18 protein-coding genes and 1 pseudogene are annotated in these 18,963 nt (G+C 54.6%); 10 read left to right on the top strand and 9 right to left on the bottom strand.

The window, feature by feature from the left end; all coding sequences use genetic code 11:
- Both rfaF and rfaD read right to left on the bottom strand, forming a co-directional pair.
- Complete coding sequence (rfaF, locus tag ACMV5H_RS20365) at positions 1–1,047, bottom strand: ADP-heptose--LPS heptosyltransferase RfaF (protein ID WP_115159603.1); 1,047 nt, start codon at positions 1,045–1,047, stop codon at positions 1–3.
- Between the two features lie 24 nt (positions 1,048–1,071).
- The gene (gene rfaD / locus ACMV5H_RS20360; RefSeq protein ID WP_021807264.1) at positions 1,072–2,004 is read right to left on the bottom strand and encodes an ADP-glyceromanno-heptose 6-epimerase; all 933 of its coding nucleotides are present in this window, start codon (positions 2,002–2,004) and stop codon (positions 1,072–1,074) included.
- 240 nt (positions 2,005–2,244) lie between these two features.
- On the opposite strand from rfaD, the gene ACMV5H_RS20355 reads away from it, so the two are divergent.
- The gene (locus ACMV5H_RS20355; protein ID WP_414822349.1) at positions 2,245–3,441 is read left to right on the top strand and encodes a glycine C-acetyltransferase; all 1,197 of its coding nucleotides are present in this window, start codon (positions 2,245–2,247) and stop codon (positions 3,439–3,441) included.
- A gap of 9 nt (positions 3,442–3,450) precedes the next feature.
- Positions 3,451–4,476 (top strand): L-threonine 3-dehydrogenase, encoded by a 1,026-nt coding sequence (tdh, locus tag ACMV5H_RS20350; protein ID WP_021181859.1) that lies wholly within the window; start codon positions 3,451–3,453, stop codon positions 4,474–4,476.
- A gap of 86 nt (positions 4,477–4,562) precedes the next feature.
- Here tdh and ACMV5H_RS20345 read toward each other — a convergent pair whose 3' ends face one another.
- Genes ACMV5H_RS20345 through gpmM form a run of 3 tightly spaced genes read right to left on the bottom strand, consistent with a single transcriptional unit; the run spans position 4,563 to position 8,404 of the window.
- Positions 4,563–5,513 (bottom strand): divergent polysaccharide deacetylase family protein, encoded by a 951-nt coding sequence (locus ACMV5H_RS20345; RefSeq protein ID WP_115159604.1) that lies wholly within the window; start codon positions 5,511–5,513, stop codon positions 4,563–4,565.
- 2 nt (positions 5,514–5,515) lie between these two features.
- Positions 5,516–6,850, bottom strand: a complete 1,335-nt coding sequence (gene envC / locus ACMV5H_RS20340; protein ID WP_039996198.1) for a murein hydrolase activator EnvC — start codon at positions 6,848–6,850, stop codon at positions 5,516–5,518.
- A gap of 9 nt (positions 6,851–6,859) precedes the next feature.
- Positions 6,860–8,404: a 2,3-bisphosphoglycerate-independent phosphoglycerate mutase gene (gene gpmM / locus ACMV5H_RS20335; RefSeq protein WP_021807260.1), complete on the bottom strand. Its 1,545-nt coding sequence runs from the start codon at positions 8,402–8,404 to the stop codon at positions 6,860–6,862.
- Positions 8,405–8,707: 303 nt separating this feature from the next.
- On the opposite strand from gpmM, the gene ACMV5H_RS20330 reads away from it, so the two are divergent.
- From ACMV5H_RS20330 to cysE, 5 genes are all read left to right on the top strand, one after another.
- Positions 8,708–9,142: a rhodanese-like domain-containing protein gene (locus ACMV5H_RS20330; RefSeq protein ID WP_021807259.1), complete on the top strand. Its 435-nt coding sequence runs from the start codon at positions 8,708–8,710 to the stop codon at positions 9,140–9,142.
- Between the two features lie 26 nt (positions 9,143–9,168).
- Positions 9,169–9,417, top strand: coding sequence for a glutaredoxin 3 (gene grxC / locus ACMV5H_RS20325; RefSeq protein WP_414822348.1), 249 nt, complete (start codon positions 9,169–9,171; stop codon positions 9,415–9,417).
- An 83-nt stretch (positions 9,418–9,500) separates the two neighbouring features.
- The gene (secB, locus tag ACMV5H_RS20320) at positions 9,501–9,971 is read left to right on the top strand and encodes a protein-export chaperone SecB (protein WP_021181865.1); all 471 of its coding nucleotides are present in this window, start codon (positions 9,501–9,503) and stop codon (positions 9,969–9,971) included.
- Positions 9,971–10,990 (top strand): NAD(P)H-dependent glycerol-3-phosphate dehydrogenase, encoded by a 1,020-nt coding sequence (gene gpsA, locus ACMV5H_RS20315; RefSeq protein WP_071683747.1) that lies wholly within the window; start codon positions 9,971–9,973, stop codon positions 10,988–10,990. Before secB ends, gpsA begins: the two co-directional genes overlap by 1 nt.
- Positions 10,991–11,088: 98 nt before the next feature.
- The gene (gene cysE, locus ACMV5H_RS20310) at positions 11,089–11,910 is read left to right on the top strand and encodes a serine O-acetyltransferase (protein ID WP_021181867.1); all 822 of its coding nucleotides are present in this window, start codon (positions 11,089–11,091) and stop codon (positions 11,908–11,910) included.
- A 135-nt stretch (positions 11,911–12,045) separates the two neighbouring features.
- On the opposite strand, the pseudogene fic reads toward cysE, so the two are convergent.
- Positions 12,046–13,099, bottom strand: a pseudogene (fic, locus tag ACMV5H_RS20305) (protein adenylyltransferase Fic).
- A 391-nt stretch (positions 13,100–13,490) separates the two neighbouring features.
- Between fic and ACMV5H_RS20300 the strand changes: the two are divergent.
- Positions 13,491–14,996 (top strand): PLP-dependent aminotransferase family protein, encoded by a 1,506-nt coding sequence (locus tag ACMV5H_RS20300; protein WP_115159606.1) that lies wholly within the window; start codon positions 13,491–13,493, stop codon positions 14,994–14,996.
- Positions 14,997–15,095: 99 nt separating this feature from the next.
- Complete coding sequence (locus tag ACMV5H_RS20295; protein ID WP_071683744.1) at positions 15,096–15,551, top strand: GNAT family N-acetyltransferase; 456 nt, start codon at positions 15,096–15,098, stop codon at positions 15,549–15,551.
- 68 nt (positions 15,552–15,619) lie between these two features.
- On the opposite strand, the gene trmL is transcribed toward ACMV5H_RS20295, so the two are convergent.
- Genes trmL through cpxR form a run of 3 tightly spaced genes read right to left on the bottom strand, consistent with a single transcriptional unit; the run spans position 15,620 to position 18,216 of the window.
- A complete protein-coding gene (gene trmL / locus ACMV5H_RS20290; protein ID WP_115159608.1) occupies positions 15,620–16,093 on the bottom strand; it encodes a tRNA (uridine(34)/cytosine(34)/5-carboxymethylaminomethyluridine(34)-2'-O)-methyltransferase TrmL in 474 nt (157 codons plus the stop codon).
- A 57-nt stretch (positions 16,094–16,150) separates the two neighbouring features.
- Complete coding sequence (gene cpxA, locus ACMV5H_RS20285) at positions 16,151–17,521, bottom strand: envelope stress sensor histidine kinase CpxA (RefSeq protein WP_021181872.1); 1,371 nt, start codon at positions 17,519–17,521, stop codon at positions 16,151–16,153.
- Complete coding sequence (cpxR, locus tag ACMV5H_RS20280) at positions 17,518–18,216, bottom strand: envelope stress response regulator transcription factor CpxR (RefSeq protein WP_021181873.1); 699 nt, start codon at positions 18,214–18,216, stop codon at positions 17,518–17,520. Before cpxR ends, cpxA begins: the two co-directional genes overlap by 4 nt.
- A gap of 149 nt (positions 18,217–18,365) precedes the next feature.
- On the opposite strand from cpxR, the gene cpxP reads away from it, so the two are divergent.
- Entirely contained in the window at positions 18,366–18,860 is a 495-nt protein-coding gene (cpxP, locus tag ACMV5H_RS20275; RefSeq protein WP_021181874.1) for a cell-envelope stress modulator CpxP, read from the top strand.
- Positions 18,861–18,963: the final 103 nt, after the last annotated feature.

Genomic DNA, 18,963 nt, shown 5'->3' with positions numbered 1-18,963 from the left:
TTATTCCTCGCTGGCGGCTAATAACGGCGTCAGCGTGTCTAACACCTGCTGTGGCTGGATGTCGATCAGGCTCTGGTGATAGCCCTGGTCGGCATCGCCTTTGCGTACCTTGTGATAACCACTGATCAGGCGGATCACCTTGGCCTGATGGGACAGCGGCGGGGTGAAGTCTGGGCTGCTTGGCCCGTACAAGGCTATCAGAGGTTTATTCAACGCTGCTGCAACGTGCATCAGGCCGGAATCGTTACTGACCACGGCCCGGCAGGAGGCCAACAGGATCACTGCCTGTTCGAGCTGGGTTTCCCCGGCCAGGTTGAAGCAGAAATCGCGAGACTTTTCTGCCAATGCGTCACGGATCTGCTCACCGGCCTCGTGGTCTTTGGCTGAGCCAAACAGGGCGATTTGATAGCCTGCGTCGATCAACATCTGTGCCAGCGTGGCGTAATGGTAATGCGGCCAGCGTTTGGCTGGGCCGAATTCGGCGCCTGGGCAAAAACCGATAATGGGCCGGTGATCGGTGAGATTAAACGCCGACGTGGTTTCGGCAATCTCTTCGTCACTGACCTGCAACTGCGGCCAGAGTATCGGCTGCGGCAGATCTTCGGCGCGCTGTATCCGCTGCTTGTCATAAGCCAGTGCGACATAGCGCTGCACCATCAATGGGAATGCTGCTTTATCCAGTACGCGGAGATCGTTGAGCAGGCCGTAGCGCATCTCGCCGCGCCATCCGGTACGCTGCGGCACGTTGGCAAAGAAGGGCACCAGGGCAGACTTGAATGAGTTGGGCAGCACATAGGCACGGTCATAACCATTGGCGCGTAGCGCATGGCCAAGACGGCGGCGTTCGCCCAATGCCAGGGCACCGTGGCCCAGCGGCATTGCCAATGCCTGGTTGACTTCGGGCATCCGCGCCAGCAGGGGACGGCACCAGGCAGGTGCCATCACATCGATTTCTGCCGACGGGTGCTCGGCCTTCAGGGTGCGGTAGAGACTTTGCGACATCATCATATCGCCAACCCACGAAGGGCCAATGACCAGTATTTTCATACCGTGAGTAACTTCCTTCAGCGCTTAAGCGGGACGATTCAACCAGGCCATGTATTCTTTCACGCCTTCAGCCACGGTTTTGAACGGTGCGTCATAACCGGCAGCGCGCAGCTTGGTTTGATCGGCCTGGGTGTAAGCCTGGTAGCGGCCTTTCAGCTTTTCCGGGAATTCAATGTATTCCACGGCACCGGACTGATGGTATTCCACTACCGCATCGGCCACCGCCTGGAAGGTTTCCGCACGGCCGGTACCGCAGTTGAAGATGCCGGATACGCCGTTCTTCCAGAACCACAGGTTGACCGCCGCCACGTCGCCGACGTAGATAAAGTCACGCTTGAAGTTTTCGCTGCCGGCGAACAGTTTTGGATTTTCGCCACGGTTGATCTGGTTGTTCAGGTGGAACGCGACGCTGGCCATGCTGCCTTTATGGCCTTCACGCGGGCCGTAAACGTTGAAGTAACGGAAGCCACACACCTGCGAATCCGCTTCTGGCAGGATCTCGCGCACGTATTGGTCGAACAGGAATTTGGAGTAACCGTAAACGTTCAGCGGCTGCTCAAACTGACGCTCTTCGATAAAGTTATCGGTGCGGCCGCCGTAGGTGGCAGCGGAAGAGGCATACAGGAACGGGATCTGACGATCCAGGCAGTAGTGCAGGATGTCTTTGGAATACTGATAGTTGTTATCCATCATGTATTTGCCATCCCACTCGGTGGTAGAGGAACAGGCACCCTCATGGAAAATGGCGTCAATGTCACCCAGATCGTCACCGGCCATGATGCTGGCGATAAAGTCTTCTTTATCGACATAGTCAGCGATATCAAGGTCGACCAGGTTAACGAATTTGGTGCCATCTTTCAGGTTATCCACCACCAGGATATCGCGATATCCGTTTTCATTCAGTGCCTTGATGATGTTGCTGCCAATCATGCCAGCGCCGCCAGTGACGATAATCATTGGGTTTACCCCTGTGTTCTTCCCGGTGGTGCACAATGCCCCACCCTATATGCTGCCTATAATAGCATTTCATGCCATTGGGAACATCGGTACGGCTCTTAATATCCCGTGCCGTTACACTATGCGCCGGTTTGCCGTGATATCTGCTGCAATTTTCAGATTCTCTGCGGCGGAATGTCGTCAGTTTGCCGGCAACGCAGTAAAATATGCCGAAAATGCCCCTATCCTGGAGATGACCGAATGTCTGCGTCTTTTTACCAGCAGCTGGAACAGCAGCTTGCTACCACTCGCGCCGAAGGGCTGTTTAAACAAGAGCACATTATCACTTCTGCCCAACAGGCCGATATCTCGGTGGCTGATGGTCGCCAGGTGATCAACTTCTGCGCCAATAACTATCTCGGGCTGGCTAACCATCCGGCGCTGATCGCGGCGGCAAAGGCCGGGATGGATAGCCATGGCTTCGGCATGGCGTCAGTGCGTTTTATCTGTGGTACACAGGATAGCCATAAGCAACTGGAACAAAAGTTGGCCGATTTCCTGGGAATGGAAGATGCGATCCTCTACTCCTCTTGTTTTGACGCCAATGGTGGCCTGTTTGAAACCCTGCTGGGCCCGGAAGACGCCATTATTTCCGACGCGCTGAACCATGCCTCGATCATCGACGGCGTGCGCCTGTGCAAGGCCAAGCGCTATCGCTATGCCAATAACGACATGAGTGAACTGGCCGAGCAACTGAAGCAGGCCAAGGCGGACGGGGCGCGCCACATCATGATCGCCACCGACGGGGTGTTCTCCATGGACGGCGTGATCGCCAACCTGAAGGGCGTGTGCGATCTGGCGGACCAATACGATGCGCTGGTGATGGTTGATGATTCCCATGCGGTGGGGTTTGTCGGCGCCAACGGGCGTGGGACGCACGAATACTGCGAAGTGATGGACCGCGTCGATATCATCACCGGCACCTTGGGTAAGGCGCTGGGCGGCGCTTCCGGCGGCTATACCGCTGGCAAGAAAGAGGTGGTGGAGTGGCTGCGCCAGCGTTCACGCCCTTATCTGTTCTCCAACTCGCTGGCGCCGGCCATTGTGGCAGCGTCGATCAAGGTGTTGGAACTGCTCGAAGACGGGGACGCCCTGCGCGATCGCCTTTGGGCCAATGCCAGCCTGTTCCGCGAAAAAATGACCGCAGCGGGCTTTACGCTTGCCGGGGCCGATCACGCCATCATCCCGGTGATGTTGGGTGAAGCAAAACTGGCGCAGGATTTCGCCAACGCACTGCTTAAGGAAGGCATCTACGTTACTGGTTTCTTCTATCCGGTGGTGCCAAAAGGTCATGCACGTATCCGCACCCAGATGTCAGCCGATCACTCACCGGAGCAGATTGAACGTGCCGTTGAGGCGTTTATCCGCATCGGTAAGACGCTTGGCGTTATTGCATAAGGTAATTCGATGAAAGCATTAGCAAAACTGAAAGCGGAAGAAGGTATTTGGATGACCGATGTGCCTCAGCCTGAGCTGGGCCACAACGATGTCATGATTAAGATCCGCAAAACCGCTATCTGCGGTACTGATGTGCATATCTATAACTGGGACGAATGGTCGCAGAAAACCATTCCGGTACCGATGGTCGTGGGCCACGAATATGTGGGTGAAGTGGTCGCCATCGGCCAGGAAGTCAAAGGTTTCAGCATCGGCGATCGCGTTTCTGGCGAAGGGCACATCACCTGTGGCCACTGCCGTAACTGCCGCGGTGGCCGTACGCATCTGTGCCGCAACACCACCGGCGTGGGCGTAAACCGCCCAGGTTCTTTTGCCGAATATCTGGTGATCCCGGCGTTTAACGCCTTCAAAATCCCGGACAATATCTCGGACGAGCTGGCCTCGATCTTCGACCCGTTTGGCAACGCCGTGCATACCGCGCTCTCCTTCGACCTGGTTGGGGAAGACGTGCTGGTATCTGGCGCAGGCCCAATCGGCATTATGGCCGCGGCGGTATGTAAACACGTTGGCGCACGCCACGTGGTGATCACCGACGTGAACGAATATCGCCTGGAGCTGGCGCGCAAGATGGGCGTGACCCGTGCGGTAAACGTCAGCAAAGAAAACCTGACGGACGTGATGGCCGAGTTGGGCATGACCGAAGGGTTTGACGTGGGCCTGGAGATGTCCGGCGCGCCACCGGCGTTCCGTTCGTTGCTCAATGCCATGAACCACGGCGGCCGTATTGCGATGCTGGGGATCCCACCTTCAGATATGTCGATTGACTGGACTCAGGTGATCTTCAAGGGGCTGTTTATCAAAGGGATCTACGGCCGCGAAATGTTCGAAACCTGGTACAAGATGGCGGCACTGATCCAATCCGGTCTGGATCTGACGCCGATCATCACCCATCGTTTCTCGATTGATGAGTTCCAGCAGGGCTTTGACGCCATGCGTTCCGGGCAGTCGGGGAAAGTGGTGCTGAGCTGGGATTGATGTGATTGGCTAAGTGGGCGCTGCATACGGCGTCCTGGCTACTTGGTCATTAAATGATAGGCGGAGCGTAAGCCCCGCCTTTTATCTTATGGCTTGGTTGGCTCCGAACCTACCCAGTGCTGCCAATGGCGTTTGATTATTACCACCACTGGCGACTGCGCCACGCTTTCTGTAATGATGCCCAGCGCATGGCTGGCATTCACGCCTTCCTGCGGCAATTTAACTTTGCACTGCTTGATGCCACCGGTGAACGGATTTTTCGGCTGCGGTTTGTGTGGCTTGGATGGCGGCACATAGCCGCTTCCGCTCTGCTGAGGTTCATTGAGCAGCGAGCTGGGTTTCACCAGCACGATGTCGGAGGGCAGCGTAGCCAGCATCTGTTGCAGCACTTTTACCGTTGCCGGGCGCGGGTGGCCGATAGCGATGGCCGATCCATTGCGGCGTGCCAGCTCGACGGCACGATTAAACTGGCGGCGGATATCGTCCGGGTTGGCCGTATCGTCAAGGAACACCTTGCGTTTGATCACCTTCACGCCGGTGCCCGCCGCCGCATGCGTGGCCTGGCTGTTGCCGATGGTCATGCTGTCGAGAAAATAGAGATGGTAGCTTTCCAGCGCCTGCATGACCTTTTGCATGCCCGGCAGGCTGGAGGTCATGGCGCTGCCCATATGGTTGTTCATGCCCACCGCAAAAGGCACGTTATTCACCGCATTACGGATGATACGCTGCACTTCTTCACTGCTCATGGAGGGTTGTAAGGTATCGCGCTCCAGCGGCTGTTTGCTGAGGGGAGCCATGGGCATGTGGATTAGCACTTCACGGCCTTGGCTATGGGCTTTGGTGGCCATCAGATGGGCGTGAGGCGCATTGGGCAGCACGGCAACGGAGATCGCCGTCGGCATTTGCAGTACGGCATTTTCTTCATGTGGGCGATAGCCCACGTCATCGATCACGATAGAGAGCTTGCCTGCCTGCGCTGCGCTAACGCACAGCAGCGCACTCAACAACAGGGCAGTACGCGTTTTGCTATAGTACAAATCTATCTTCCCAACCACGGCTGTGGGTTAACGGCCTGACCCTGGCGACGGATTTCGAAATAGAGCGATGGCGTTCCCTGACCACCGCTGGTACCGACCAGGGCGATAGGCTGACCTGCACGCACCTGCGCCCCGACGCTAACCAAAGCGCTCTGGTTATAGCCATACAGGCTCATATCGCCCTTACCGTGTTCGACCACGACCACCAGGCCATAGCCTTGCAGCCAGTCAGCCAGCAGCACGCGGCCATCGGCAATGGCTTTGACTTCGCTGCCTTCGGCTGCGGAAATCACCATGCCTTTCCAGCGTAACTCACCTTGCAGTTGCTCGCCAAAGCGATGTTCGATGCGGCCACGCACTGGCCATACGGCTTGCCCCGCAGGCTTGCCCAAACCGCCGGTTCGCGCCATCAGTGAACGCTCACCTTCGCTCGGTTTATAGCTGGTGCCGGTTTTCTTCGCCTGCTGCTCTTTGACTTTGACCTGCTCACGCACCTTGGCCGCTTCACGCGCTTCGCGTTCGGCTCGGGCGCGGGCTTCACGTTCGGCACGGGCGATCTGATCGCGCAGACGGCTTTCGTTCTGGCGCAGTTCCACCAGCCGCTGTTGATCTTTTTCCAACGAGGCTTCTAACGCGGTCAGGGTTTTTTTACGGGCGATGCGCGCCTGTTCCAGCTTTTGCTGCTGGGTTTGTTGCTCGCCAAGCAAGGATTTCTGCTGACCCTGTTTGGCCACCAGCGAGCTCTTTTGCTCTGCCAATTGCTTGCGGGTCTGCTTGAGTTGTTCAATCGACTGTTGACGTGCTTCGTTCAGATAGCCGAAATAAGCCAGCATGCGCTCACTGCGCTGGGTTTCCTCACCGCTGAGCACCAATTGCAAGGCGCTGTGTTGCCCCTGGCGGAAGGCGGCATCGAGCTGTTTGGCGAGGATTTCCTGCTGAGTGGACTGCTGTGTTTGTAGCTTGGCGATGGAGGTGTTCAGTCCGGCAATGTCTTTGCCCAGTATGTCGAGCGTACCTTGGGTATCACGCAGCGAACGGCTGGCTTGCGCGATGGTCTTTTCCTGGAGTTTGAGCTGATTTTGCAGCGAACTGCGCTGTTGTTGCTGCTGTTTAACCGCTTTTTCTTTTTCCGCGATGCTCTGCTGAATATCTTTGAGCTGGGATTTGTTATCTTCCGCGGCGTTGCTGGTGAATGGCAACAACAATGCGCCAGCGAAAAACACGCTGGCGCAGAGTGTGGTTAACTTCCGTGGCGCGGAGCGTTCAGGCAGCGGTTGGCTGCCTGAGTTTGCGCTTCGGGTTACCCTTGATAGTGCAAAATTCGCCTTCTCCCTCATGGGGAAGGATTATTCCACGATGAACAGCGGCTTACCAGTCATCTCTTGCGGGATTTCCATTCCCATCAGTGACAGCATGGTTGGAGCGATGTCGGACAGTTTGCCACCTTCCACCGCTTTGGCGGCTTTACCGATGTAGATCAACGGCACTGGCAGGCTGGTATGGGCAGTGTGCGCCTGGCCGGTGGCCGGATCGCGCATTTGCTCGGCGTTACCGTGATCGGCGGTGACCAGCAGTTGGCCGTCAACGGCTTTCACCGCTTCAACTACCTGCGCAATGCAGTTATCCAGGGTTTCTACTGCTTTGACGGCTGCATCATAGACACCGGTGTGGCCAACCATGTCGCCGTTCGGGTAGTTACAGATGATGGCGTCATATTTACCGCTGTGGATGGCTGCCAACAGCTTTTCGGTCAGCTCGGCGGAGCTCATCTCTGGCTGTAAATCGTAGGTGGCCACTTTTGGCGAGTTGATCAGAATACGGTCTTCACCTTTGAACGGTTCTTCGACGCCGCCGTTATAGAAGAAGGTGACGTGGGCGTATTTTTCGGTTTCCGAAATGCGCAGCTGGGTTTTGTCATGCTTCATCAGCCACTCACCGAAGGTGTTGGCCAGCGAGGCAGGTGGATAGGCACAGGCGGTTTTGATGTCGGCGGCGTATTCGGTCAGCATGACAAAATCACCAAACTTGACCACTTTGCTACGTGGGAAGCCGTCGAAATCGGCATTGACGAAGGCGCGGGTGATCTGGCGAGCACGGTCGGCACGGAAGTTCATGAAGATTAACGCGTCGCCGTCGTTCATCTCGGCGCTGGCTTCGCCCGCAGCCTGGATCACGGTTGGTTTAACGAATTCGTCGTTTTCGTCACGGGCATAGGCAGCCTGCAGCGCGGCCACGGCGTTGTCGGCGGTGAATTCGCCTTTGGCCTGGGTCATCAGATCGTAGGCCAGCTGTACGCGGTCCCAACGATTATCACGATCCATCGCATAGTAACGGCCGATCACCGTGGCGATACGCCCGGCACCCAGCGTGGCAAATTCGTCACTGAAACGTTTCAGTGTATTTTCAGCACTGCGCGGCGGAGTATCGCGGCCATCCAGGAAGGCATGCAGGTAAACCGCTTTGGCACCGCGCTGTGCGGCCAGCTTGATCATCGCCAGGATATGATCTTCATGGCTGTGGACGCCACCAGGGGACATCAGGCCCATGATGTGTACCGCTTTGCCTGCCTTCACGGCCTTGTCGACGGCGCTGGTCAGCGTTGCGTTGGTGAAGAAATCACCGTCTTTAATCTCTTTATCCAGACGGGTCAGGTCCTGATACACGATGCGGCCAGCGCCGAGGTTCACGTGACCGACTTCCGAGTTACCCATCTGGCCATCAGGCAGGCCGACATCCAGACCGGAAGCGGCAATCAGGGTATGCGGCTGTTGTTGCCACAGACGGTCCATGACCGGCGTTTTGGCGTTCAGGATCGCGTTGTCCTGTTGCTCTTCCCGGTGGCCGTAACCGTCCAGGATCACCAGTACCATGGGCTTTTTCTTGCTCGACATTGCAGTAACCTCTTTATGATCGTTTTAAGTTGTGAATAGCCATCAGCCCGTGGGCACTGGAATGATGGCTATTCACCCTCTGGAACCCGATGATACTACATTGTGACCGACTAAAAAGAGCCCAAAGAGATCAAAGATGCGGTGAACAGCCTCGACTTTCTCAACGTCATGACGGTAATTTTCCAGTGTACTCCGCAGTTTCTGCATTCCCGTTTGCTTATTGGCTGTATTTGACGCATTCGGCAGGTATACTCTGAAACCTTGACTTATTTTTCCCTTAACTGACGGGAGTTGTTACACCCCATGCTGCAAGAAATTATGCAATTTGTTAGCCGGCACCCCATACTTAGTCTGGCCTGGGTCGGTCTGCTGGCTGCCGTGATCGTCATGACCTTCAAGAGCCGTTTCTCCAAGGTTAAAGAGATCGCCCGCGGTGAAGCTACTCGCTTGATTAATAAAGAAGATGCGGTAGTGGTCGATACCCGTACCCGTGATGATTTCCGCAGAGGCCATATCGCCAACGCGATCAACCTGACGGCGAGCGAGATCAAAACCGGCAGCTTCGGCGAACTGGATAAACACAAGGCCCAGCCGGTCATCGTGGTCTGTGCCAATGGCACCACCTCACGCGAACCCGCAGAAAACCTGAGCAAAGCCGGGTTTGAACAGGTCTATACCCTGAAAGACGGCATTGCCGGCTGGAGTGGGGAAAACCTGCCGTTGGCGCGTGGCAAGTAAATTTTAGTGTGATTGAAGGGGTTTCCATGGCTAACATTGAGATCTACACCAAGGCAACCTGCCCGTTCTGTCATCGCGCCAAGGCGCTGCTGAACAGCAAGGGAGCTGCGTTTAGCGAGATTGCCATCGATGGTGATAACGTCAAGCGCGAAGCAATGATCGCGCGCAGTGGGCGAACCACCGTGCCTCAGATTTTCATCGATGGCCAACATATTGGCGGCTGTGATGATTTACATGCACTTGATGCTCGCGGTAGGCTGGATCCGCTGCTGTAAACCAGCGGCGGTCCCACTGCCAAGATGTGGGTATTGCAACCACTGAGTGTCTCTAAGGATAGTTAACCAAGGGTATTACACACATGTCAGAACAAAACAGCACAGAGATGGCTTTCCAGATCCAACGCATTTACACCAAGGATATCTCATTCGAAGCGCCAAACGCTCCGCAGGTATTCCAGCAAGAATGGCAGCCAGAAGTTAAGCTCGATCTGGATACGGCTTCCAGCCACCTGGCAGACGACGTCTACGAAGTGGTACTGCGCGTTACCGTTACCGCCTCTCTGGGTGAAGAAACTGCATTCCTGTGTGAAGTTCAGCAGGCAGGTATCTTCTCCATCTCCGGTATCGAAGGCACGCAACTGGCACATTGCCTGGGTGCATACTGCCCCAACATCCTGTTCCCGTATGCGCGTGAGTGCATCACCAGCCTGGTTTCTCGCGGTACCTTCCCGCAGTTGAATCTGGCACCGGTAAACTTTGACGCGCTGTTCATGAGCTATTTGCAGCAGCAGGCGGAAGGCGAAAGCGCTGAACCTCATCAGGATGCCTGATGAATACCGTCAATGCTTCAATGACTGTAATCGGTGCCGGCTCGTACGGCACCGCTTTAGCCATTACGCTGGCGCGTAATGGCCACCCGGTAGTGCTGTGGGGGCATAACCCCGAGCAGATCCAGATTCTGCAGCGCGATCGCTGCAATCAGGCGTTCCTTCCCGGCGTTCCTTTCCCCGATACCCTGTTGCTCGAAACCGACCTTGCTCGTGCATTAGCGGCCAGCCGTGATGTGCTGGTGGTGGTGCCTAGCCACGTGTTTGGTGACGTATTGCGTCAGTTGAAACCTCACCTGCGCCCGGATGCCCGCATCGTATGGGCGACCAAAGGTCTGGAAGCGGAAACGGGGCGGCTGTTGCAAGACGTGGCTCGTGAGGCTCTGGGGGATACCATCCCACTGGCGGTCGTTTCTGGGCCAACGTTTGCCAAAGAGCTGGCGGCCGGATTGCCAACGGCGATCGCCCTCGCCGCCACCGACGAGCAGTTTGCCGAAGATTTACAGCAGCTGTTGCACTGTGGCAAAAGCTTCCGCGTTTACAGCAACCCGGATTTCATCGGGGTACAGCTGGGCGGCGCGGTGAAAAACGTGATTGCCATCGGTGCCGGTATGTCCGACGGTATCGGTTTTGGTGCCAACGCGCGTACCGCATTGATCACCCGTGGTCTGGCAGAAATGAGCCGTCTCGGTTCGGCATTGGGTGCCGATCCTTCCACCTTTATGGGCATGGCTGGGTTGGGCGATCTGGTGTTAACCTGCACGGATAATCAATCGCGCAACCGTCGTTTCGGTATTATGCTGGGGCAAGGCAAGGGCGTGCAGGAAGCGCAGGATAGCATCGGCCAGGTGGTTGAAGGCTATCGCAATACCAAAGAGGTATTGGCACTGGCGCAGCGCTTTGGCGTGGAAATGCCGATCACCGAACAGATCTATCAGGTGTTGTACTGTAATAAAAATGCCCGCGAGGCAGCGTTGACTCTACTTGGGCGCACCAAGAAAGACGAAAAGCACAGTGCCTGACCTTGGCTGCGGTGCAGCAATGTATCGCGTCACGACAATTTGATTAGGTTACCCTGCCGGGATCAGGCGGGGCAGCCTGTTTTGGCAGAGAGGAAGCGATGTCGTCAGAAGAGTTAGAACAGGTCTGGAGCAGCATTAAATCAGAGGCGAGAGCACTGGCAGATTGTGAACCGATGCTGGCTAGCTTTTTCCACGCGACCTTGCTCAAGCATGAAAATCTGGGCAGTGCGCTCAGCTACATTCTGGCGAACAAACTGGCTAATCCGATCATGCCGGCAATCGCCGTGCGTGAGGTGGTGGAAGACGCCTATCGTTCCGACGCTCAAATGATCGTCTCAGCGGCCCGCGATATTCTGGCGGTGCGGCTGCGCGACCCCGCAGTAGATAAATATTCAACGCCGTTGCTATACCTGAAAGGTTTCCATGCCTTGCAGGCATACCGTATCGGCCATTGGTTGTGGATGCAGGGCCGTCAGGCATTGGCGATCTACCTGCAAAATCAAATCTCGGTTGCCTTTGGGGTGGATATTCACCCGGCGGCTACCATCGGCTGCGGCATCATGCTCGACCACGCCACCGGCATTGTGATCGGTGAAACCGCCGTGGTGGAGAATAACGTCTCTATCCTGCAGTCGGTAACCCTGGGCGGGACAGGCAAAACCAGCGGCGATCGCCACCCTAAAATCCGCGAAGGCGTGATGATTGGTGCGGGGGCTAAAATCCTCGGCAATATCGAAGTGGGCAAAGGGGCCAAGATCGGTGCCGGTTCCGTGGTGCTGCAACCCGTGCCGCCACATACCACTGCCGCAGGCGTGCCTGCACGTATTGTTGGCCGCCCGGAAAGCGATACGCCATCGATGGATATGGACCAGTACTTCAACGGTGCCAATCACGGGTTTGAGTATGGCGACGGTATCTAACAGCCCTTCTGTATATTTACCCTTTTGGGACCATGACTAGCGCAGGCCTAAAAGGTGTCGCCCAACCCTGAGGTATGTAACACTGTCATGAGTGCGTCATTTGCGGAGCCAAGTTTCGATCCTGGCGCAAAATAATCAGTAGGGTAGTACGGTATTATCATCACGAGTCATCAACTGTATAAGCTTAGGATGCACATACAGCTTTTCGCGACCTACGGTAATTTCATTCAGCACACCAATTTCGCAGAGCTGCTTAAGATATGTAGAAGCAGATTGACGCTGGGCTATGCCTTGGTCGACCAGGTTTGATATGCGGCAGTATGGCTGTTCAAAGATTACCTGTATCAGTTCGTAACTATAAATTTTTGGCAACGAGTTACGAATGTACTGGGTACTGACGTCAAGCAACTCCCTAATGGCCGCAATTTTTGCGGTAGTCCATTGCGATGTCTCATTGACAGCATCCAGCATAAACACGATCCATGGCACCCAATCGCCAGAGGCCGTTACGCCACGCAGCAAGCCATAATAATCGGCCTTATGAGTGACGATATAGCGACTTAAGTAGAGGATCGGTAGTGTCAGCAGGTTTTTCTCAATGAGAAAAAGTACATTTAGTATGCGTCCAGTCCTGCCATTGCCGTCTGTGAAAGGGTGAATTGCCTCAAATTGATAATGTGATATAGCCATTTTTACTAAAGGATCAATATCATCATCAGCATGAATAAAGTTTTCCCAATTTTTCAGAAGGCTACGTATCAGCTCTTCACCCACTGGAGGAGTGTAAACAACCTTATGCTCATTGTTTACCAGAGCGGTGCCTGGAATTCTGCGAATATCCATCACCGTATTTTTTAATGTGCTGCAAATGCCCATCGCAGTGGATGTACAAAGTGGGCGCTGTCCCAAGTGCTTAAATCCATCATAAAGCGCTGTACGGTAACGCAGTGCTTCTTTAGTTGCGGGGTCAGCCAGGCTATCTTCTTGCGAGAACTGAAAAAGTTTATCCGAAGTGGTCACGATATTTTCAATCTCAGACGAGTCTTTAGCTTCAAGGATCGGGATTAAGTTAATCAGTAACCCTTGGTTAGGTAGCAACTCTCCCGCCTGTTTTAGCTCGGCCAATGCATGCAGCTCGCGCCTTAATGCAAGACTTCAATACTGGCACCGACTCCATTAGTTCACCCATAGGTGGGAGGGGCGGAAGCGGGTTAAACGGTTTTTCAGGATCCTATTGCATAGATTTTCCCCACGTTTTATCGACAGGTTTCAACAATGTGTCGATAAAGGCTCTACATTTCGACACGTTTAGCGCATATGTTGATACCATAAACATGTCATCAATACGTGTTGATAAAAATCGATTATTTCGACACGTTTTGGGTTCATGTCGATACTATGAACATTTCAGCGGTGCATTTTGGGGAGGCGGCGCAGAATTTAGATCGGTGAAAGAGGTTATAAGGATTAAATTTACATAAATAACATGTGGTTATTTATTTTTTAACCTGCCTGCTGGTGGTCGAATTCTGATAGCGTGATACCTTTAGCGTTGTCCTCACTGTGAGTGGAGTTGCCCTTTGAACCGCCTGACCGAAAAGCAGCTCCAGACTCTCTTGCTGCAAAAAAACCTCGCCAAGCAAACAGTCCCCGAAGTTTCATTAACTACGGCGCTGGCTGCTGCTTTCAAGACGATGATCCAGCAGGGTGAGTTCATCACCGGCCAACGTTTACCGGCCAGCCGTGCGTTGGCAGCCTCACTGCAGTTATCTCGAGGGACCATCGAGAACTGTTATACGGCGCTGGAAACCGAGGGATACGTCTGCAGAGAGGTGGGGCGGGGAAGCTTTGTCGCCCAAAGACAGCAACCTTTGCTGGGCCTGACTAGCGAGCGCTCAGTTGCACCTTTCGGCGACCAGGTCACATTGAGCCGGAGATCGTCACAGCATACCAGGCCTGAATCAGGCAACTTGCCCCAGCAGCGGGCATTTAGTCCCGGCATGCCTGAAACCCGAAATTTTCCGATCCATACCTGGCTCAGGCTATATCAGCAAACCGTCAAAGAAGAGGGGCTGTCTATCTCGGCGGGCAGCAACTTGCAGGGCAATATTCACCTACGGGAGGCGATTTGCGATTTCCTGCTGGCCGAGCGGGGCGTGAAGGCGCAGGCCGATCGAATTCTGATTGTGAGCAGTACGCAGCAATCGCTGTCTTTATGTGCGCAGGTCCTGGCGGATGCTGGCGATAGCGTCTTTATCGAAAATCCGGGGTATACCGGTGCGATTAAGGCCTTGCGGGCGGCCCAGCTAAAGCCTATCCCGATTACCGTGGATGAGCAGGGGATTTGTACCGATGAAATCATTCGCTCTCAAGCTAACGGCAAATTTGTCTATGTCACCCCTTCTAACCAATATCCTACCGGGCGAGCACTTTCGCTGGCCAGGCGGTTGGCATTAATTGAGGCGGCTAAAACACGGGATATGTGGATCATCGAAGATGATTATGACAGCGAGTTTCACTACCAAGGCATTGCGACGGCCTGTTTGCAGGGGTTAGACCCCCATCAGCGCACCATTTATATGGGCACCTTCAGTAAAACCCTGTTCCCGGATCTGCATGTGGCTTATATGGTATTGCCAGAAGCGCTGGTAAAACCCATGACCAGCGCGCGGGCGAATACGGACAGCCAGGTTTCGGGGATCGCTCAGCGTACGCTGGCAAAATTCATTATGCAGGGACATTATCGAGAGCATGTCCTGACCATGAAGAAAATATATTCATCCCGTGCGGCGCTGTTTATTAACGAGATCAACAAGCACTGCGGCTTAAAGGTGAAGGTTATAGTGCCTAACTGCGGCTTGCAAATACTCTGCCTGGTGGAAAGTAAACAGCTGGAGCAAGCTGTTGCCCATCGCGCTTCTGAGTATAATTTAACGCTTAGAAGCGTTGCCGAGTTTTGTACTGCAGATATTCCCTTATCTGGCTGGCTGCTGGGTTTCGCGGCGCTGGACCCTATTGAGATAGCCTATAACGTCGAACAGTTTTCCCAGTTGCTAACGCGCTGTTTAAACGAGATCGATAATTAGCCGCTGAAATGGTCCGGTATCTATAGCGGATTGGTCCATTAACCCCGCCCTATGGCATCGCCTATACTTGCGCCACTTTGAACATGCAGGGGTAGGACTATGTTGATGACTAAAAATGGCGTTACCATCAGGGAAATAATCGCTTCAGATAGAGCGGGTTGGGAACATCTGTGGCAGCAGTATCTGCACTTTTATCGTGCCGATGTCAGCGCCGAAATCACCGAAAAAACCTTTATCCGCCTGTGCCAAAAACAGGATTTGGTCGGCCTGGTCGCCGTTAACGATCAGGGGCAGCTCCTCGGCTTTATGCATTTGGTTTATCACGCCTCGACGTGGAGCGATAAAAACTATTGTTATATTGAAGATCTGTTCGTTGATAAAAGCGCGCGGGGAAAAAACGTGGCGGAGAGCTTATTTAATGAAGCTTATCAACAGGCGGAAGTGAGAGAGTCAAGCCGCGTTTACTGGATGACCCAGGAGTTCAATTCTTCTGCCCGTTCGCTGTACGATAAAATTGGCCAAAGAACCTCATTTATTATTTATAGTAAAAAATAGTACGGCGTTAAAAATAAGGCGACGGGGTTTAACCGTCGCCTGGCTGGCAGGCGATCGCCCAATAGAGATTACTCTTTAAGCAGTGCGCCCGCATAACCCAGTTGGCGCCAGGCTTCGTAAACCACCACCGAGACGGCATTGGACAGATTCATGCTGCGGCTTTGGGCTTGCATGGGAATACGGATCTTCTGCTGTGCGGGTAAGGCATCCAGAATGCTGGCGGGCAGGCCACGGGTTTCCGGGCCAAACAGCAGATAATCCCCAGCCTGATAGCTGACGGCGCTATGTGCCGGTGTGCCTTTGGTGGTAAGGGCAAACAGCCGCTGTGGATTTTCGCTGGCGTGGAAGGCGGCATAGTCGGCATGGCGCTTGATGCAGGCAAATTCGTGATAATCCAACCCGGCACGGCGCAGGCGTTTGTCGTCCCACGGGAAGCCCATAGGTTCGATCAGATGCAGTTGGAAACCGGTGTTGGCGCACAGGCGAATGATGTTGCCGGTGTTCGGCGGAATTTCAGGTTCAAATAAAACGATATTCAGCATGTAAAAAGCCCCTCATGACGAGGGGCGCAGAATAGCAAAATCTTTGGGTGCTGGCGATTAACGCTGATGCAGCGGCAACCACAACACAAGACGCAGGCCACCTAGCGGGCTGTCTTCCGCTTTCACCCAGCCGCGATGCTGATTGACGGCGGATTCAACGATGGCCAAACCCAGCCCGGTGCCGCCGGATTGGCGATCGCGTGCTTCATCGGTGCGATAGAATGGCCGGAAAATCTGTTCACGATCTTCCGGGCTGACGCCAGGGCCATCATCGTCCACCACGATGGTGATCCCCTGATTATCGGCGCTGAATGCCACCGCGATGCGCGTATTGGAATAACGCAGGGCATTACGCACGATATTCTCCAGCGCACTGTCCAGGGCACCTGCGTTGCCGTAAATCGTCCATGGGCCTGGAGGGGAGGTGACCTCCAGCTGTTTGCCCATCTGTTCGGCTTCGAAACTGGCGTTGTCCAGTACGTCGGCCCACAGTTCGTTGGCCTTCAGCAGTTCGCGCACCAGCTCGCTCTTCTGTTGGCCACGGGATAGCAACAGCAGATCGTTAATCATCGAATCCAGGCGTTGGGCTTCGGTTTCGATACGCGCCAGCTCATGGCCTTCACCGTGGCGGCGGCGCATCAGGGCGGTTGCCAGCTGTAGACGCGTTAACGGGGTGCGCAATTCGTGGGAGATATCGGAGATCAGCCGTTGCTGGGCCGTCATCATCCTTTCGAGCGCGCTGATCATCTGGTTGAAACTGGCCCCGGTGGCAAGAAACTCCTGCGGCCCGGCTTCCAGCTCAGGGTGTTGCTTAAGGTTGCCACGGGCTACATCATCGGCGGCATTTTTCAACTTACGCGCCGGTTTGGCAAGACTCCAGGCCAGCCACAGCAACAGCGGGGCACTGATCAGCATGGTGACGATCAGCAGCAGCAGCGGCCGGTCGAACATCAGGTTGATAAAATCGGACTGCGAGCTGCTGGCCGGGCGGATCAGGTACAACTGGTAGTTGTCTTCACCATCGCGCACCGAGAACGGGCCAACCAGCTCGACGCGGCCATATTTTTTCTTTTGCGGTTGGTCGGAGTTGTCCGACTGGCCGATAAAGTTGCGCACGATCTGCATTTCGTTGCGCTGCGCGCCGATCACTCGCCCTTCGCTGGTCACCAACAACAGGCGCTGGCCCGGCGGTGCCCATTTTTCGATGGCGCGGAACAGGCGGCGCCACCACATCAGGTCGTTGGCCGGATCGTTTTGCAGTTCGGCTTCGACATGCTGTTCCAGCATCAACCCCTGCCGCTGTTCGCTTTCCAGCAGCGTGGTCATTTGGCGGGAGTCGAGTTTGGGCACCATCAACACCAACATCAGCACCAGGGCCAATGTGAACCAAAAAATGGCGAAGATGCGTGCCGTCAAGCTGTTGATCATGCTGCAGATACCATCAGATAGCCCCGTCCACGCAGGGTTTTGAACCAAGGATGCCCATCTTTGCGGTCCGGCAGTTTGCGCCGCAGGTTGGAGATATGCATATCAATGGCGCGATCGAACGGCGTCAGGCGTTTGCCCAGCACTTCCTGGCTGAGGAGTTCACGGGATACTACCTGGCCGAGATGCTGTGCCAGCAGATATAACAGGGTAAATTCGGTGCCCGTCAGATCCAGCACCTGCCCGTCGAAGCTGGCTTCCTGGCGGCCGGGGTTCAGCTGCAGGCCGTCAACGTCCAGCGTAGGTGCGCTGGTATCCACATTCTGTTGCTGTTCGCTCCAGTTGGAACGGCGCAGAATGGCCCGGATGCGCGCAACCAGTTCGCGATCGTTAAAGGGTTTTGCCAGATAGTCGTCCGCACCGAGTTCCAGGCCAAGTACCCGGTCCAATTCGCTGCCGCGAGCGGTGAGCATGATCACCGGAGTCTGGTGGTGCTGACGCAATTCTTTCAGCGTATCGATACCGTTTTTCTTCGGCATCATGATATCGAGCAACAGCAGATCGATGGAGCTGTCCAGTAACGACAACGCCTGTTCACCGTCGTGAGCCACGACGATGTTAAAGCCTTCCATTTCAAGCAGTTCTTTCAGTAGCGAGGTGAGCTCGCGGTCGTCGTCAACTAACAGAATTTTGTGCATATGTGATTTACCTCCTGACGCAAAATACGTCATCAACTGTTGCTATTCCATGACTTTACGTAGTTTTACATGCCCTGACGCATGTTTGCAGGTGCAGCGATACACTGCTCCTCGTTGATTCGCAAAGTGAGAAAGCTCGAGGAGTAAAAATGGTTAAGGTGACCGCAGTAGTTATGGCATCAATTTTGGCATTTGGTTCTACCGCTGCCTTTGCTGCTGATACTACACCGGAAACTGTCCAACCTCCTGCTAATGATGCACTATTGAGAGCGCTTGGCCAGAATCACATGTTCGACGGCGTTCGCTTGACCGAACAGCAACGCCAGCAAATGCGCGATTTGATGCGCCAGGCCCGTTACGATCTGCCTGGTGTTAATGTAGATGAAGTGGAAACCATGCATAAGCTGGTCACCGCAGATAAATTTGATGAAGCCGCCGTGCAGGCCCAGGCGGAAAAGATGGCTCAGGAACAGGTTAAGCGCCAGGTCGAAATGGCCCGGGTACGCAACCAAATGTATAACCTGCTGACGCCAGAGCAAAAAAGTGTTTTAGACCAGAAGCATCAGCAGCGTGTGCAGTTGATGAAGCAACAGATTTCTGGTTTGCAGCAAACTTCTGCCCAGAAGTTGAGTATGACCGAGTAATCCCCTGTTTTTCCTTGCCATAGACACCATCCCTGTCTTCCCCCTCATGATGAGGGGGTTTTTTTTATCCCTATTAAATAAAATAACTTAAAAAACAATGCGT

The organism is Serratia sp. N21D137 (genome assembly GCF_047530005.1).
Taxonomy (GTDB): domain Bacteria; phylum Pseudomonadota; class Gammaproteobacteria; order Enterobacterales; family Enterobacteriaceae; genus Chania; species Chania fonticola_B.
The sequence above is the reverse complement of the archived record's forward strand: the minus strand, read 5'-3'. Positions and strand labels throughout refer to the sequence as shown.